The following is a 17,695-nucleotide window of genomic DNA, read 5'->3' on the forward strand; positions in this document are numbered from 1 at the left end:
TATTTTTACTTTCTCTTTTATAAATAAGACCAAATAGGTTCCCAAAAGGATCACAGGCAAACGGCACAAATGGCGCCGGCATACGGTCACCCATCCGTTTAACATAGTCCAATACATAATCCGCACTTGCTGGATTAAAGGACAGTAAATCGCCCACAAAGAGTTCAATACCACCACTTAAAAAATGTTGGTGCTCAAAACGGCCCCCATTGATTGTACGGAAGAATTGGATAAAATCCTTAGGAAAGCGGACCTCTAACTGACGTTCAACCTCACGTAGGCCCTCTAAAGCATCTTTTTCCTCCGTTCGGTAAATGCCTGTTTGCTCAATGTCTGAGCGATTCACCCTGTATTTGGTTGGGTCAGGATCATACGCCCACGTCGAGCGGCCTCCAATATGTCTTACTAAATGCGCATAGGCATTGACTAACTGCATTTTTCCCGGTTCTTCATGATGATGCCAAACTAAACCTTTTAGCTTCGGCGCACCCGCCGCTAAATCCTGTAGCTGCATCGGTGTAAAGCGAGAAGCAGATAACGCTCCTGTTTCGAGCGCTTCATTTAGTTGACGGAAACATTCTTCAAGCTGCACATCGCTTTCGCCTAAATATAATTCTTCGGGCAGTGTTGCGGTAAAGTATAAATTATTCCCCTCAAAAACAGGATAACCATCCTCATACTCTACTCGCTCTGGAAGAAGTTTTTCAAAACCTGGCTCACTTGTACGAAGTAATGCCGCATAAGCCGCCTTTCGTTCTGCTTCCGCTTTTTGTCGCGCCTCTGATTTGACCTTTTCGCGTGCTTCGTATTCCTCGTAGGTAATTAAATCTTTTGCAAACTCTGTGAAAGTTTCCGCTAAATAGCTTGTTGAGTGCTCACGTAAATGAGCAACAGCCTCCTCTTCCGTCAGGCCGTCATCCTCCATTAAATTTTCAATCGAATCGGAACCGTCATGCGTCCAATATACCACCGTTGGATTTTCAGGCCCCTCTACGTAATCAAAACAGAAATAGTCACCACCAGGTGTTGCAGCGAAAGGCACCAACTCCTTCGGCATTCGTCCTTGTTCTACAAACGTTTCTTTCGCTGTTGATAACGTATCCAGCGCAGGATTATTAAGAGAGAGCGTTAACAACTGACCAAAAGAAAGGCCTTGCCAACTAATATCCTCATCTAAGTAGGCACCAAAATAGGGCGTCGCCTCTTCGAGAAAATCTAATGGTAATTTCACCTGTAGTTTCTCTTCGATTTGTTTAATTTCTTGCGGTGTTGCGGGTTCTTTTACTTCTGACCAGTCAAATTGATTGAATATCATTTTAATTCAGTTCCTTTCTATATAAATCTAATTCTGTACTATTACGAATATCTTTACCCCAAAGTGCATTCCCACCTAAATGGCCAGTTAAATTATGTGTATCCGCATTAACTAATTCCATTCTCCCAGATATTTGATGGTGATGCCACGTTAAATTTTTGATAGTAGGGTTTTCTTTATAAATATCATCTAATTGACTTTTAGTAAATAAATCTTTTGCTATCACTCCTTCTTCCAACATTTTTTTTAAATTTTTTGTACATTCTTTAAATTGAACTTTATCATCAGCTAAGTAATGTTTTTTATCTAATTGTGTTGTAAAAAACAAATCTTGAGTTTTCAATACTATATTACCATTTTCATCTTTATCCCATTTTAAATTCCGAATTTCTTCAGCATTATTTTGAATTTCTTCTAATTGTTTTTTACTAAATATTTTCTTTTCTTTTGGATTATTTTCAAGATACTCTCTCAAATACAAAGTCAATTCTTTTTTGTTATTAAAGTCTCGCTCTTTTAAATCACTTGGCATGGTAAATCTAACTCTTACTTCTTCTGTAAAATCTGGATAACCTAATTCATCAAATTTCACACCTGATATAGGATGATAATTTCCAGCTAATTTAGCATTTAAAATGCTATGATTTTTATTACGATTTAAATATTCATTTGTATCCTTAACAACGTCCTTAAACTCCTTCATACTTTGATAGCTATTACTTAAATCTTTTGTTTTTAATTCTAGAGGCGATATAAAATTACCATTTAACTTCACTTGTACTTCTTTATAAATTATATTTCCAGTCTTATCGTACGAACCAAGAATATTTTCTTTGAACATTTTCTTATCAGTAACAACTATTTTATTAAATTTATAATCATCATCGAAACGATTTTTGTATACAACAAAAGTTCGGTTTTTGGTCTTGATATAAGCATTACCATTTAAATCTCTGCCATATTCTAAATTAGTATCATCAGAGGATGATATATTATTCTTTGTCGTGATAATATCCGCGAATTCAGAGAAATTTAATTCTTTAGCATTTTCAGCATGATTTTTCACATATCTTACAATAGCTGTACCATCATTTAATTCTTTCGTTACCGTATATCTACTAGCAAATTGTCCCTTACTATTTTTGATTTTCCCGTCATCATAAAGTGTATATGTTTTAACATTGTTTACAGCTTCTTTTGACGGTGGTTTACTAGAAAAATCCTTATCTTGTGTTGCTACTTTACCCTTTTGTTTAGATTTCACAATCGTTTCTTTTGTTTTAGCAAGATAAGTATGTGTTTTTTTATCAGAACTTGGTATCTTCATATTTCCAAAATTCGCTACAGAAACCTGTTCATTAGGATTTAATACTTTTTGAGCAAGGTATTTTGAATCATTACTTATATCTTTACCTAAATCCTTACTAAATTTACTCATTTTGTCTTTAGTTTCTTTTATTTTCTTCGAGCCCTTTATTATACCAGCTTTTATTTCTGTACTGCTTTTCGAAATCGAACCTACAATAGTACCCGCCTTCAAAGCTTTTCCCTGTTTGATAACCGAACTACTAATTTTTCCGGCAGTTGTACCCATTTTAGCTACACCTGCTGCAGGGCCTGCGCCTGGAATAAATAATGTCGCTGTATTAAATACATAGCCACCTATTGCGTAGGAGTCACCATTTTTTACATTTTGGGTTATGTTCCCTATCATTTTTGTGACGCCCTCTTTTAGTTGGGCGCGTCCTTCCTCTGTGGCCACTAGATTATAGGTGTCTGTTAAGGCTTTTTTGTCTTGCTCCATTTTGTATTCCATGTATTTAGGCGGCTTTAATCCGGCCATTTTTAGAGTAGCTGTGTCTACTGCGTTCTCAATTGAATTATATGTAGAAACTGCCCCGATAGCCGTATCACTAATAAGACTTCCTGCTGCACCAATGATACCCATTTGAAAAAGAATTCTTTCCTTCTCCGCTTTGCCTAGCGCCTTAAATCCTTCTGGCAAGCCATACTGTTCGACAAGCTGATCAATCGGGAGGTTTTCAATATAGTTCACTGCTTTCCCCCAGGCCTTCGCTACCTCTTCTGAACTCTCCTTCAAATAGGTTTCAATTGGATGCGCCTTAGCATACTGCTCCTCTAATCGTTTTTGCTCCGCTAGTTCACGCTGCTGTGCCTCAAATTGTTTTTGTGCCTGAATCGCCTGCTGATACTCCGCCATACTGTCACTAAACGCTGAACTCTCAGTCAATACATCAAAATCCGGAGATGAATAAGCAAGATCTATTGAAACATTTAATAGCTCAATATATGTCTCCGTCATATTCGATACAACTTCTTTTTCCACTTGCATACGTTCAAATGTATGTACATTCGTGAGCGTATCGGTTAATTTTTTCTTTGCCTCTTTTACTTTATCACCAAATGCATTATGAGGTGTACTTAAAGCGATTAAATCATTGATTTTTGCATACTGTGTATCATAGCTTTTGATTATTTCTTGAAAATCTTTATTAAAATTAGTTAAATGCTCTTTTTCCTTTTGCAAATAATCTTCATCTAAAATAGCTGCATCATTTGTTTCATTTACAGTGCTTCTAAATTTCTCTAAAAGCACATCATAATAATCTTCATCAAAGGTTTCGTACGCATTCTTCAAACCGTTCACAATTCCTTGATGCACATTTTTTAAATCCTGCTTTACAGCTGAAGCTACTTCCCCTTTTATTGAACCTGTCTGCTCAGGCACCTGTAAGCGTTCAAGAACCGTTTGAAGTCCAGCATCAACCGCTTGTTTATTTTTAATAAAATTCTTTTTGTACTGATTTACTTCTTCAATATCAATATGAAAGGACAACTAGTTCACCTGCACTTTCTCAAGTGCTTCATAATAGGCAATGGCTTCCTCTGTCGTCATAAAGGCGCTCGAAATTTGACGTGCTATCAAATTGGAAGGATAAATCGCTTCATTCACAAGTTTATTTTCAAACCCATTCACATAGCCTTTAAAAACAACACGTTTAATCATCATATTAGATATAAAGACCGGCTCCATCCCTGGAATCATCCCAAGTGGCCATAGTATTCCTAAGTAATCGACTGCATATTGCTCAAAGCCCTCCATTAAAGATACCTTTCTTCCAGTAATCATTAATAGAGCACCTAGCTCACTTTCTTCAAACATTTTTCGTATAGGCGGTGATAATAAAGAGCAATCAATTTCAACAACACTTCCATTTGGCAATATAGGGGCATAGACTAAATCAATCAAACCCATCCAGCGTAAAAAAGCTTTATGCGAAAGTGTCATAGCATTTCCCGATTTTTCTAATGTAATGACTTGATTTTCCCAGTTAAAAGTAACCAGTAGCTTTGCACCTAGTGGGGGCTTAAATTCAAAAGTTGATAGTTGTTGACTATAGGCAGCATAAACCTGCTTCATTAATCCCTGCTGATTGCCAAAAAACTGGCCTATATCGAATGCTACATCTACTGTTTCCATTTCAATAAGTGGTTCCTGTTCGAGTACCTCTTTTAATAATTTAGGTTTATTAAATTCTGTCATACGTTATCTCACACCATTTTATGCTCAGTCAATGTATTCACGGTACTAAACTTCTGTGCCATCTCCTGATCATCCTTTGCAATTTTTTCTGCTACCTTAATCATTTTATTAAAATCCTTCGAAGCCGCTTCTTTATATCTATCTATATATTTATTAAGGTCTTCCTCGTAATCCACTAACTTACTAAAAGCAACGGATTTATTTTTTGTAAACGCCTTTGCTGGTGTCTTCTTGAGTGCACTGACACTCGACTTCATTTGATTGATTTCACTCATAAATTGCCCTTTATTCAAACTGATTTCTGGCATCTGTTCCACCCTCTTAATCAAGTGATTTTATTAAATTAGCAACCGCATGCTTTGTACTACTAATCCCACTTAGAATATTAAACGTTTCCATTTCCTTCGCTGCGATTTGTAAATCAAGAAGGCCCATGTTTTTTTGAAATCCATTTTTCACGGTGTTTAGCTCTGCTATCATATTTTCAATAAACGTATCGTATTCTTTGCGAATTGAACCTTTAAAATGGTCATCTGAAATGGCCGCCTTATATTTTTCAATAGTGGCTTGAAATTGATCATATTCTTGGTCTAGGACAAGTAACTGCTTTTTGGCGTTTTGCAGTCGCTCTAACTCTTTTTTAGCTGCGGCATGATGTGCACTAGCTTGTGCAATAGCCGATTTCAAAGCTTTAATTTCTAATTTCACTTCATGACTCATCTAACCACTCACTAACTAATTTAATTTTGACTGCTTGTCGATCAGCAAAATAATGACTTTGATCAAAGCCTACAGCTGGTTCTGAGTAATTTGATTTCACATTAATCAATTCCTGATCGGTTAAGCGAGATCCTACTAAGCCAGCAGGTGGTGAATTTCGTAATGCTTTATTTAAATCATCATACGAATTTTCTAACTTACTTTTTTCAGATTGGAATAAACAATGAATACCCACTTGTGGACCTTTTCTTAATAGTTTTATGACTTGGTCATCGTAGATTAAGCTCTTATCAGAAAAGCGCGCAACGTCTGGAATAAAGACAAGAATTTTTTCTGCTTCATTTTCTGGATTCAACAAGCGCTCATCAATTTCAGAAATCATCGATATCATATAACTTGAAAAATCCGACTGCGGTACGATTGTATCAAACGATGTCGTCATCGTTGCAAAGCGATCACTATCGTCAAAAACAATACGATGATAACGACCCTGTAAGTGCTGCAAGGCCTTCAGCACATGTTTTTCAACAAAATCTGCCTGTGTAGGTTGCTCATTTGCAACGACAAAGTAACCATCCACTTCCGGTCGGAATCCAATCACCTCTGTCGTATCTTGATTTAAGCCAAACGGAATATATCCCTTTGATAAATAATGCTGTACGTCTGGATTAGTATAATAGCTTTTCGAATCCACTGTTTTAGGTACCATAGGAATTTTTCTTGGACGCTTACCAGTCCATGCCGTTGTAAGCTCCTGAATCTCTTCATCCATACGTTTTAAACGCTCAATATCATTTAGTCCCTCAGCTGGTAAATAAACTTGTAAGGATACGACTTCTTCTAATTTTATTTGTGCACGTCCAATAATATCTTGTGGAATTAACGCTTCTCGTCCAACAATGTCACGAATAGCCCCGTCCTCAACTAAAAACAGACCAATGCGTGTAGGAATGTTACTTGTCATACTAATTTTTAAAGTATCCACACGTAATCCAGTTAAGATGACATACATCCCAACACTTGCGCCTTCACGTAGTAGCTGATTAATTACACGTTCAATTGATTCCTCTAAATCACTCTCGCGCACAACATCATAGCCATCAAAAATTGTGACAGAAATCGGTAAATGTAAGTTTGACTTCGCCTCATATTGCTTTAAGCTAGACACCCCAAAGCGTGAAAACAAATCTTTTCGAACGGCCACCTCGCTGCGTAATCGTTTTAAGAATTTAATGAGTTTTTCTTCTTCCTCTAAACGTACGATGTCTGCTACATGAGGCAAGTCTCTTAGCGGTAATAAGCCATTTGTTCCGAAATCAAATAGATTAATATGCAGCTGCTCTGGATTATTTTGACGACATAGATTCATTACAAGTGTTTGGAGTGCTGTCGATTTACCAAACCCTGCACTCCCATAAATAGCGGTATGACTTAGCTTCGTCAAATCAAACATAAACGGACGCTGATCTTGCTCTGCTGGTAAATCCATTAATGCAAATGGAACAGCCATTGCTGTCGGCTGCTTCCATGCAAGCTGATAATTCGTCATTGGTGTTAAAATTTCTTTTTCTAGTGGTGGTAGCCACGGTCGATCTGGGAGAATGCTTTGACGCGCCTGTGCTACCGCTTCAATATGCTGTACAACGGCATCTAGCTGTGTCAATGATTCCTCTTCCTTTATGGCCACCTCATCCATATTTGATAAATCATCTGATAATAACTCATATTGCCCTAAATCATTAATTAACCAAATACGCTCATCCGCTTTTTCTTCGATAATCATGTCTGGTGTATAGGATGCTCCACTCCATGCCGATTGGAATAATTCATAAATTTCATTATTCCCTACCTGTAAATAAGCCCGACCCGGCTGTGTAATGCTCGCTGCATCAGGTGTTTTTAAAATTTCATTAGAATCACTCGCATCCTGTACTTTCAATGCCAATTTGAAGCGGGAATTCGACCAAATTTGATCATCCACTACACCACTAGGCTTTTGCGTTGCTAAAATTAGATGGACGCCTAATGAACGACCAATACGCGCAGTAGATACTAGCTCTGCCATAAACTCTGGCTCATTTGCTTTTAATTCCGCAAATTCATCTGAAATTAAGAATAAGTGTGGTAATGGCTTCGTTGGATAGCTGGCTTTTTCTGCTGGGTCAATAATCGTTTTTCCCTGCTTATACAGCTTTGTATAGCCATTAATATGATTTACACCATATTGTCCAAAATAGCGCTGACGTTTTTGTAGCTCTGCACGAATACTCGCTAATGCACGTGCTGAGCTAGCACCGTCTAAGTTTGTAATGGAGCCTAGTAAATGCGGCAATTGGTTAAATAAATTCGCCATCCCGCCACCTTTAAAGTCAATCGGTAGAAAGCCAACGTCTTCTGGAGCGAAGTTAACCGCCAAGCTTAAAATATAGCTTTGAACAATTTCAGACTTACCAGAACCCGTTGTCCCTGCAACAAGACCGTGTGGACCATGCGCACGCTCATGAAGATTCAAATGCACTAAATCATTTTTCCCACGCAGACCAAGTGGCACCGATAAAGATTTTGCGGTATTTGCCTTATCCCAGCGTGATCCAACATTTAGCTGCTCGACACCACTCACTTGATACATATCTAAAAAGGTAATGGCTTCTGGAATTGCATTTTTTTCTACTTCAATATGTTGTAAGTTTGATAATGCTTGGATAGCTTGCTCAAGCGCTACTTGCCCTGGTAATGAATACGGTTTAAATTCCTTATCAACAAATACTTCATTTTCGTTGATTACTGTGGCTGCTTCAGTATTTTCATAATCTATTAGCGTTGTCACGGTCTCAGGTAGCATTGCAGGTGTTTCTTTCCCCCAAATGACTGTCACACCATACTGTGTCATATCCTCTGCTAAAAATTCATTTAAGCCATGCCCTGTCAGCCAGCTATCCTCTAAAATCGTAACGACATAATGAGGTGAGAACGATACCTTTTCATTTTTAGCTTCCTTTACAGCCTGACGACGAGTATTTAATAATTGATAAAAACTTGTCAGCACCATATCACGCGTTTGTGCATTATGAATAATACCTCGAAGGTTTAAGCTATTCATTTCAAAATGCGGTAACCAGCGCCAATGCTTCCAATCCTCCGAATACGATTCCTCCGGTACAAGTGCAATAAATTCTACATCGCGGTAGGAATGGAAAGCAGCAATTTGTAAAAGCATTGTTGAGACAGCTGTTTTTAAAGCTTCATAATGTCCAGAAAGCCCTAACGTTTGCTCATTTAATGCAATTTCAACTGGTGCATCCTTTAACACTTTATACGGCTCTACAACATTTTTCTGTGCCTCTAGCACAAGTGGGTCAACTTGAATTTCATCATGACTCAACTCCACATTATAAGAAGCCTCCACATCTCCTAGGCCAAGAGAAATCATTAGGAAATCTTTGTTGTTTTTCACTTTTTCATATAAGCGTGCATCATAGCTAGCCATCATCTGGGCTAAATCCTCCATTGCTGGATAATGGTATAGCAAAGCCTCTCGCTGTGCAGTCGCCAGCTTACGTACATCTGATGATTTTTTGATTAAATAATGCTGATAATTATCTTCACGTTCAATTACTTTGCGTTTATGCTCTCGCTTATTTGTTACATAAGATGAAATAGAGAAGGCAATCATCAATACCGTGACACTCGCCATACTAATCATGAAAATCGGATTACGATTAGTAAAATAGCTCACCAAAATGCTCGCTACAATCATTGCTGCTGGTGGTAAAATGCTACGCATTAATTCCTCTCTACCTAACTCAGGCTTCATACTAGGAGAAGCAATTGGTACTTTATCCTTTGGTTTCTCTAAAATAATACGCGGGCTTCGGCGATAATTTGGAAATCCTGTAGGATATTCACTCTTTTCCTTCTCAGCTGTTAGCACCCACGGATTGAATGTAATTTCATTTCCTAATGATAAGATTTTCAGCTGCTCTGGTCGGAACTCGATGATTAAATCGCCGACGATAAACCGATCTCCTACAAAAAAATTATGTTCGATTTGATTAACTAATTGATCATTCCAATATATATCTGTTACATCTGATACAGCATAAACCGTATAGTAATCAACTTCTTGCTGCGCGTTCATCTGTGGTGCAACAACTACTTGTGCCTCCGCAAGTATTTCAATTGAAGCGCCTAGCAAATTTGAAATTGTGAAAGGCTGACGTGGTAACTTGACTGTCTGAACAAAAAGTTCCTGACGTATAACAATTTTTACTTTCCCTACATTTGATAGATACATCGGTTGCGTATAGCGTTGCTCATCCACCCATACATCTTTCTCACGTAATACAATGGTATGCCCATCGCACGTAATAGTGTGGGCAGCCTCTGATAACGTTTCATGACGAAATACATCGCCAAAAATAAAAACATCATATTGAATACATGGATTTGCCGTTAATTGGTCGTCGATTTTATAATTATTGACCATTACTATCACCCTTATCTAACAGCTTTTTATAGGCAGTCATTTTTTCTTGATATTCTTCAAGTTTCTTTTTCTTTTCTTCACCAGGCATTTCTTCATCCTTTTGCGTCGCCATCACAAGCTTCGTATAAGCAAATAAAGCCATATTTGAACTATCAATATTTTCCGCAATAGAGATTGCCTGCTCATAGTTGCCTTGTCCAATATAAATCCAATATTTTAATTCATTTGCTGTACTTTTTAAGGACAATTGATTTAATGCAGCTTTTTTCTGTGCACTTTTTAAATCCGTCTCTAAATGAATATAACTAACAGCTAAAATATACTGCGCATTCGCCGGAAGAGTTTCTGGATTATCTCCCTTTAATTCTTCTGCAGTTGCTAGGTAGTCGCTTGATATAAAGGATGTTTGTGCATTCACAATCCGCTCCTTTTTCGGTAATGTGCTCGTCGCTATCACAATCAGCGTAATAGCGAGTGTAAGAGCAAGAACTCCCGCAATAAGACTCCCCCATTTAAAGCCTTCAAATTTCTTTTTACTTACAAGCTTTTGAGTCAACTGCCTTTTATTCGCTAATTGTGCATACTGTGCATCAACAATTTTTTGAACAGCCTCAAGTGTCGTTGCTTCAAATACTTGACGACTAAAAACATCCTTTAATGCGTCATAGCCTTCTAAAATATCTTCATAGGAATTTTTTGGCTTCAGTAGCGATACGACAAGCGCCTTATATTGTCGTAAAAACTGTTCATACGTGGCTTCATATGGTTTTACCGAACGCAATAAGCCTCGATGTGCAACCTTAAGTGTTCCGCCAACTAAATAAAAATTTTCCGGGTGCATATACAAATGAACGTCTTTTTTTTGCCATTCGATAAGACGATTAAGCTTTTGAATTACACTCAAGCGATCTGTTTCATCTAATTTTGCTACAGCTTTTTTGATTGATATCGCGTGTGTAGGAACGTGATAGCGAATAACAAGCTTTTCCTTCGTTAAGGATGTAATCTCTCCTGGTAAAAATAAATCACTTTCTGCTAAGAAAGGAGCAATTAAAGGAGCTCCTTGCATATCATACTGATTGGGTGATAATGCCACATCTAAAAAACCTTCTTCTGTTGTAAATTCAAGCATTGTAATGCCATCATTAAGTTGTACCATTATTTCGTTACGCACCTTTCGTCAAATCGACAATTTGAAATTGATCACCATCCCCCAATGGGTAACGGTATAACTCAATTGAATCGTGTATTCGAATTTTTTTATTCATAATTTGGATATCCCACTGAAGCGGCAATTGAATATGCATCGTATTAAACACATCTACTAATAATTCTTTTAATCTCATCTTATTTACGTATAATGGAATTCTTAAATCAATAACTTGCTCTTGCATATGTAAGCCAATATTAATGGCTGTTTTTCTATCCATGTTGTCGTTCCTTTCTTCTTAAAAGATGTGCATACTTCTTCCCTAAAAAAAGCCCTAAAAGCACCATCACAACGCCTAATACTGCGATAAATAGATAAATTATAAAAGCGGGCATTTCAAACTTTGGTAGTACATCTTGTCTTGTCGCACGCTGTTGATAATCTCGTGTAGAACTAGCAAAAACCATTTCTAGATAACTTCTAGTGTTCACAAATGTAGATGCATCTTTCTTTGTAAATACGGTATTAAAGGTATCAGATAATACTTTTTCATTTTTTTGATGATGTAGCTCCTCGCTTTTCGTATATGTTTCTAAAAAGAGCTCTGGATCCACATTACTGTGTGCACCACCAAGTTGCTCCTCTTTTCCGCTAGAGCTAATCACTTCATTATTAATTTCTAATTCACCATTTGTAGCCTGAGCATAATCTGCGAAAGCAAACAAACCCATACTCATAAAACCGGTGATTATGATGGTCTTCATTCCTCCACATCCACTTCATTTTTACTTACTAGATTCAGTACCACTCCTATAGCCATCCCAAAAATAAGTAACAAGTAAGTGATACTCCCCACAACCTGTCCAGCGATTAGTGCACTATAGCCATCCTCAATATTTTGGAAGGGTGAGAGGCGATATAACCCTTCCGCAAAGCTCCCTGAAACCACGCTAATTCCAATCATTGGTGATAACAATAAGTACAAGCCAGCTACAACAACGAATGATACAAAGGCTGTCTTTGGAATTAAACGCATACAGCCCGTTGAAAATACGAGAACAGCAAGGGTTGTTATAAAGACATACATCATCCAGCTAAAGGTGTACGTTTGAACATTTAAACGTACAGTTAATAGTACAAAGACTAGCGAAATGATACTACTTACTCCTACTATTTTTAGTAAGGCCGGTAAATTAAGCCATAAACGTGTTGGTTCTACAAGCGCATCACTATCTTTTAATCGTCTACGTAGATTTAATCGTGCAAATCCATAGCTACACACAATGGCTAACAACATCGTCATTACTGTCATAAAATAAGGAATGAGTGATACTTGTTTTGCTGCCTCTACAGTACCCTTCGTACCAATTGGATTTGACAAAAAGTTATACACCTGCTGATTGTCTCCTGTCCCTTTTTGCGTATTATTCATGACAGTACTGAAATTTGTATGATAATCTTTGCTCTTTTTATTGTGACCTGTCATATCGACGACTAAATCATTTGTCTTACTTAAAACATCACTTGATTTTGATTTTGCTTCTTTCGTTAAAGCATTTAAGTCCTTAAAACCTTCATTAATATTTTCAATTTTAGTAGCACTCGACCGAATGCTTGATGCAGCGCTACTTGTTGTTTGCGCTAGCGTGGTATAGTCGTCATAAAGCGCATTACTACTAGTATTGTCATAATAAAGTGTTGTATCATCTTGGCGTTTGCCATCATAGGCGGCTAATGAAATCCCTAACTCTGGAGACTTTTCCCACATTTCATACTGTGAATGTACTTCTTCTACTGCGTTCGTATACCAATTTGTTATAGCATCTGCTTGCTGAGTAAATTGCTCTGGTAGTGTGAGCGATTGCTTGATTTGTCCAAGTGTCTTTGTCCCATTGTCATTTGATTCAACTAGCATTGCTTGTAGTGCGACAAGCTGTTCGTCTAATTGTGTATACAACTGACGACCATTCGCACCTACTTTTGCTACTAAATCGCTTGTAATGAGATTCTCCTTTTCTTCATCAGATAATTTTCCATAACGTAAATAAATACTTTCTGGAGTAGCTAATTCACTTACTGTTTTCTCAGGTGAGGCTTCCACTTTAGATAAATAGTTATTTAAAGACTCCGCATTCCCATAAATTAAATAAATACTTTGAACTGCCTGTTCTAAATACTTCATTTGCTCAAGCAGCGGACTTACATCTTCAATTAGCGCATCTTTTTCAATTGATAGATCAATGAAAAAACTAACCGTATTGGTATGAATCACTTCTGATACAGTAGGCGTTTGCCATTTCCATACATAAGTAGCTTCATTAAAAGACTCCTTCGGCTGAAATAGCTCCCATGTGATCGTTGGTGCAATGATGACACTTAATTGTGTAGGCATCGTATTTTCTTCTGTTTCGGGTTCAGTAAGTTCCGCTTCGTTTGTTTCTTCTGTAGATTCAGTTGGTACTTCCTCTCCTTCTACAGGCTCTTGTGCTTCTAATTCTTTTGTATTATCCTCTCCATCTGGCTGTTCCTCTACAGGTGGAACTAAATCATCTGTTGCCTCAAACTGAACTGTAAAAGTCTTTCCTGCATACACTACCTTCGTTTTCAAAGCGACATTCGCTTCCTGTAATTTCTCGTCGAATTTTGATGTCAATTCATTTGCTAATGCTACTGCATCCGTATCTTTTAGTACTAAGTTGCTATTATCTGCTTCAAACGTAAACGTATTTACTTCTTGTAAATTAGCAGTAATATTGAAGGCCTCATGATATTGAGGTGGTTCTTTCATTTCTTCATTCGTCACTTCAATAAATTGAAACATTTGTTCTTTTGTAGAAGGAATATTTTGTTCCTTCATATAACGTTCTATTAATTGAAGCTCTTGCTCATACTTATTTTTTTGCGCTGTACTAATTACTTCTTTGTGTTCTAATACGGCTATCATGTTCTTTAAATCTCTTAGTGCTAAGTTATTTATTTGTTGATTTATATCATCAAAATAAGCATTATCTAATTTTGTTGTACTTTCATTAAGAGACGGCGTTATCCAATAATTTTTAATGGCTTGTTTAATATCTTCATTCGTAGCTTCAGTTGGATTCACACCATTAAAATAATGATTCACAACATCTTCTTTAGATTCAGTTAATGTTGTTTCAACTTTTTGAATGGCTTCAATTTTTGCCGTTACGTCTTCTAAAACTTCATTTTGTTGATTTTCAAAATCCTTTGCCGTTTCTTTAAAAGTAGCTAAAATATTTGCTTCTGATTCATTTGCGCCAAATACAGCAAATTCTGATTCAATTGCTGTATGCAACCCTTCAAAATAAGCATTATAATTTTCTTCATCTTGCTCTGATTGTGCTTCTAAATTAGCGCGGACTGCTTGCTCATTTAGTCCACTTATTTTTTGTTGTAGCGCATCAAATTGTTTTACAGCCTCTTGTTGACCTGTCAATTCTTTTGAAGTGTCTTTTAATAAACCATTGGTCAATTTAGTAAAAGCATTTTGACTATCCTTCCACTGACTATTACGATCTTTCAAACTATCTGTCGCATCTGTAATCGTCTTAAATTGATTTGGAAAATCAAGTAATGTAGGGCGAATCGATTTTTCTAATGATTTTTGTGCTGCGATGTCTCCCTTAACAATTTGTGCCATACTACGTTGTGCATCAGATAAGTTGCCTAATACACTTGAAAAATACATTTGGACAACCTTATTATTAAAGTTATTTAAAATCTCACCAATTTTTTGCTTCGTTACCTGATTCGCTAATGCATTTTTACGACCATTAATTTCATAGACGATTTGCGCCTGCTCTGGCGTCAAACTTTCTAATGATAAGATATTTTCTGAAAAATCTTGAGGCAAAATAATAAGTGCATCATATTGACCCTGGTTATACCCATTCCGTGCAACATCATATGAGGCAACCACCCACTTATGATCACTATCTTGTTCTATTAAATTCAAAAAATCTTTTCCTAGATTAAATGTTTTTTTATTATATGTAGCACCTACATCTTCATTTACAATAGCGTAGGTCAAAACACCATTTTCCTGCTCATCTACCTGCTTAACGTCTTCATTAAAAAACTAAAAAATACAAAGCCGCTTAGAAACAGTAAAGCGCTTAGTAACACCATAAATAGCGGTGTAACCTTCCTCATTTTCCCTTTCAAGCTGTTTACTCCTTTACTAGAAAAACTAGAGCGAATGCATATACTAATCAAAAAAAGGGAATTGCGTCCAAACGCGATCCCCCTCTTCTTTGTTTAAATACATGCTTGTTGTTCTAGCATTTATTTGCCTTTAACTAGCGTAACCCAAAGCTTCTTGAATCCTCTTGGTCACGGCTTTGAACAGTATCTGCGTATTTGTTTAATTGATTATTAATTGATTCTAATAGACGTTCGAATTTCACAACATCTTGTTTCAATTCTTTATATTGCTCTAAATATGCGCGGAAGGCTTCACCTTTCCACATCTGTTCCATTTGACCGTTTGTTGATTCTACACGACGAATCTGTTCGTTAATACCGTTTGCTGCTTGTGTATAAACTTTCGCAAAATGTTTTAACTGTTCAGGAGTTACTGAAATTTGAGCCATTGAAATCATTCCTTTTAGGTTATTGTAGTATCCATCAAATGAACGATAAATCATATATATAAAACTATGTATAAATACTTGAACATTTGATTTAACACTAGAATTTTACTATAAAATCCCTTATATTTTATCGTTTTTCTATAAAAAGGTAAGATGGGTTTATATTTGTAAAATGATTTTAGGTAATTTTTTATGCATTTTTTTAATTTTTAGTCATATAAATCATGTATTCAACAAAATTCGACTTTCCAAAAAAAGAAGTATTTTTAATATATTTTTGATTCGAGATAGCGTAATTTAAGCATTTAAACAATATAATTTTATATTTTTTTATAAAAACAAATATTTAAAAATAAATATTTATTCATAAAAAACAAAAAAACGAGCTTATTTCACGATAATAAGCTCGTCTATATCTAAATAACTACATTCACTTATCTTCTTGATAAAACCCATCCTTCACAACAGTATTTTGTATATTTTTTTCGTAACTAAAATGGGCTCTAATAAAATAGAAGGAATATTATTTTTTCCATTATCGATAGAGTCGGTAATATCGACTTTCTGTTTTTTCGCCATTGATACAGCTGTTTTCGCAGCGACACTCGAGAGCTTTTTCACAGGTTTATAAACGGTTGCGAGCTGTGTTCCTTGCTGAATTGCCTGAATATTTACTGCATCTGCATCTTGTCCAATAACAGCAATTTTTTTCGCCATCCCTTGCTGCTTAATGACCTGCATCGCCGCATAGGCTGTCGCATCATTGGCGGCAATTACTGCATCAATCTGATGATGATTAATACGAAGCGCCTCCTCCATGCCTTTTGCGGCTTCTTTTGGCTGCCAGTTTTTCGTCCATTGATCATACTGAATGCGAATGTCGCCGCTTCGTATAAGCGGTGCAAGTACATTCATAGCACCTTTTTTCAGCAAATGCGAATTATGGTCCGTTGAAGCCCCGCCAATATACACCACATTGCCCTGTGGTACGCTTTTTAGCAGTTCCTCTGCCTGCAACTGCCCGACACGTTCATTATCAAAGGAAATATACAAATCAATGTCAGCATTTTTTACAATGCGGTCATACGCAATCACCTGAATATTTGCCTTATGCGCTTGGTGAACAATGGCCGCCATCGCCTGGGCATTATGTGGCACAATGACCAATATATCGACATGTGAACGAATCATCTTTTCAGCCTGTTCAATCTGCAAGGCATCATTACCATGTGCAACCGCTACTTGGATGTTCGCACCTTGCTTCTGTACCTCCTCGGTAAAATAGGCACGGTCCTTTACCCAGCGCTCCTCGTTTAATGTATCCATTAAAAAGCCCACTGTAACCTGCTTCTGTACAGCCGTTTCCTCTGCCTTTGTTGCACTACAAGCCGTTAATAAAAGCACAATAAGCAACCAGCTATATTTCATCATAGGCAAGTGCCCTTTTCCGGTATTCCGTTGGGGAATAGCCCGTATATTTTTTAAATACCTTACTAAAGTAATTCGGGTCTCGGTAGCCAACATCATACGCAATCTCCTTTGTCGACGTTTCCTGCTCAAGCAGCCGCTTTTTCGCATGCTTTATACGAATTTCACTCAAATAGTCAATGTAATTAATATTGAGCTTGTCTTTAAAAAGCTTGCTGACATAAATCGGATTGAGATGTAAATAAGCCGCCAACGTTTCCAATGAGATATCCTCTGAAAAATGCTGGTCAATATACGTCTTTGCCTGCTGCATTTTATCCGACTCTTGACGCTTTTTCAGCCATTCCTCGTGACGAGCAAGCTGGTCAATCGCTTGAAAAATATCCTTCAATAATTGCGCTTGTGATTCATCGGAAAA

The 17,695-nt window shown here is 36.9% G+C and carries 12 protein-coding genes and 1 pseudogene; all 13 read right to left on the reverse strand.

All coding sequences use genetic code 11. From position 1 onward, the window contains the following. A partial coding sequence (locus KTHG_RS12765; RefSeq protein ID WP_139994291.1) for an SMI1/KNR4 family protein occupies positions 1 to 1,315 on the reverse strand: 1,315 nt, incomplete at its 3' end. 1 nt (position 1,316) lies between these two features. Then, entirely contained in the window at positions 1,317 to 4,172 is a 2,856-nt protein-coding gene (locus KTHG_RS12770) for an HNH endonuclease (protein WP_139994025.1), read from the reverse strand. Then, entirely contained in the window at positions 4,173 to 4,880 is a 708-nt protein-coding gene (locus tag KTHG_RS12775; RefSeq protein WP_139994027.1) for a DUF4176 domain-containing protein, read from the reverse strand. An 8-nt stretch (positions 4,881 to 4,888) separates the two neighbouring features. Next, positions 4,889 to 5,188: a DUF5344 family protein gene (locus tag KTHG_RS12780; RefSeq protein ID WP_139994029.1), complete on the reverse strand. Its 300-nt coding sequence runs from the start codon at positions 5,186 to 5,188 to the stop codon at positions 4,889 to 4,891. A 13-nt stretch (positions 5,189 to 5,201) separates the two neighbouring features. Continuing rightward, the gene (locus KTHG_RS12785; RefSeq protein WP_139994031.1) at positions 5,202 to 5,600 is read right to left on the reverse strand and encodes a DUF5082 domain-containing protein; all 399 of its coding nucleotides are present in this window, start codon (positions 5,598 to 5,600) and stop codon (positions 5,202 to 5,204) included. Further along, a complete protein-coding gene (essC, locus tag KTHG_RS12790) occupies positions 5,590 to 10,086 on the reverse strand; it encodes a type VII secretion protein EssC (protein WP_139994033.1) in 4,497 nt (1,498 codons plus the stop codon). Before essC ends, KTHG_RS12785 begins: the two co-directional genes overlap by 11 nt. Further along, positions 10,076 to 11,245: a type VII secretion protein EssB gene (essB, locus tag KTHG_RS12795; protein WP_139994035.1), complete on the reverse strand. Its 1,170-nt coding sequence runs from the start codon at positions 11,243 to 11,245 to the stop codon at positions 10,076 to 10,078. Before essB ends, essC begins: the two co-directional genes overlap by 11 nt. Positions 11,246 to 11,252: 7 nt before the next feature. Beyond that, a complete protein-coding gene (locus KTHG_RS12800; RefSeq protein ID WP_139994037.1) occupies positions 11,253 to 11,516 on the reverse strand; it encodes a type VII secretion protein, YukD family in 264 nt (87 codons plus the stop codon). Next, the gene (locus KTHG_RS12805; RefSeq protein WP_139994038.1) at positions 11,509 to 12,000 is read right to left on the reverse strand and encodes a hypothetical protein; all 492 of its coding nucleotides are present in this window, start codon (positions 11,998 to 12,000) and stop codon (positions 11,509 to 11,511) included. Before KTHG_RS12805 ends, KTHG_RS12800 begins: the two co-directional genes overlap by 8 nt. After that, positions 11,997 to 15,314 (reverse strand): annotated as a pseudogene (esaA, locus tag KTHG_RS12810) (type VII secretion protein EsaA); the annotation flags it as partial. The gene KTHG_RS12805 and the pseudogene esaA, both read right to left, overlap by 4 nt. Positions 15,315 to 15,555: 241 nt before the next feature. Further along, positions 15,556 to 15,849, reverse strand: a complete 294-nt coding sequence (locus KTHG_RS12815) for a WXG100 family type VII secretion target (RefSeq protein ID WP_139994042.1) — start codon at positions 15,847 to 15,849, stop codon at positions 15,556 to 15,558. A 459-nt stretch (positions 15,850 to 16,308) separates the two neighbouring features. Further along, entirely contained in the window at positions 16,309 to 17,280 is a 972-nt protein-coding gene (locus KTHG_RS12820; RefSeq protein ID WP_186439598.1) for a substrate-binding domain-containing protein, read from the reverse strand. Next, the coding region (locus tag KTHG_RS21290; RefSeq protein WP_147633111.1) for a helix-turn-helix transcriptional regulator at positions 17,267 to 17,695 on the reverse strand (429 nt) is incomplete at its 5' end. The genes KTHG_RS12820 and KTHG_RS21290, both read right to left, overlap by 14 nt.

The sequence above is a fragment of the Kurthia sp. Dielmo genome, assembly GCF_000307285.2.
In the GTDB taxonomy this organism is placed as follows: Bacteria; Bacillota; Bacilli; order Bacillales_A; family Planococcaceae; genus Kurthia; species Kurthia populi.